Genomic DNA, 762 nt, shown 5'->3' with positions numbered 1-762 from the left:
ATCTATGAATATCCAGGAAAAACCTTCTGTTGCAACGCCGTTCGAGCGCATCGGCGGCGAAGCCCGTGTGCAGGCCCTGACCGGGCGTTTTTACGATTTGATGGATCTGGAGCCGGGCTACAGCGCCTTGCGTTCGGTACACGGCAGTGAACTGGACAATGCACGGCAAAAGCTGTTCTGGTTTCTGTGCGGCTGGCTGGGCGGGCCGCAGCATTACACCGAGCGCTTCGGCCACCCGCGCCTGCGGGCGCGTCATCTGCCGTTCAAGATCGGCATCGTTGAACGTGACCAGTGGGTGGCCTGCATGGACCAGGCGATGGCGGAGACCGGTGTCCCCGCCGACTTGCGCAGCCAACTGCGCGAATCATTTTTCAAGACGGCCGACTGGATGCGCAACCAGAATGGTTAGGCGGGCACGGGGCGTTCAGCCCCGCGACGCCATCAGCAACACCACCAGCGCACCGGCACCGCCATCGGCCGGCTTGGCCTGCACAAAGGCCAGCACCTCCTGCTTTTGCACCAGCCAGCTGTGCACCCGGCTTTTCAGCACCGGCGCCTTGCCCGGCGAGCCCAGGCCCTTGCCGTGCACGATGCGCACGCAACGAATGCCCTGTTTGAATGCCTCGCGAATGAAGAAGCTCAAGCGCTCTCTGGCTTCGTCACGGCGCAGGCCATGCAGGTCGAGTTGACGCTGGATGGTCCAGTCGCCGCGGCGCAGTTTGCGGGTGACATCGGTGCCGATGCCGGGGCGGCGAAAACTCA

At 63.5% G+C, this 762-nt stretch carries 2 protein-coding genes; one reads left to right on the top strand and one right to left on the bottom strand.

Annotation, left to right across the window (positions count from 1 at the left end; genetic code table 11):
* Positions 1–4: 4 nt before the first annotated feature.
* Entirely contained in the window at positions 5–409 is a 405-nt protein-coding gene (locus B3V69_RS00475; RefSeq protein WP_296442778.1) for a group II truncated hemoglobin, read from the top strand.
* A gap of 15 nt (positions 410–424) precedes the next feature.
* Here B3V69_RS00475 and B3V69_RS00470 read toward each other — a convergent pair.
* A partial coding sequence (locus tag B3V69_RS00470; protein ID WP_296442775.1) for a Smr/MutS family protein occupies positions 425–762 on the bottom strand: 338 nt, incomplete at its 5' end.

The sequence above is a fragment of the Rhodoferax sp. UBA5149 genome, assembly GCF_002413825.1.
Taxonomy (GTDB): Bacteria; Pseudomonadota; Gammaproteobacteria; order Burkholderiales; family Burkholderiaceae_C; genus Rhodoferax.
Note: the sequence above shows the minus strand (reverse complement) of the source record. Positions and strands in the feature narration are given on the sequence as shown.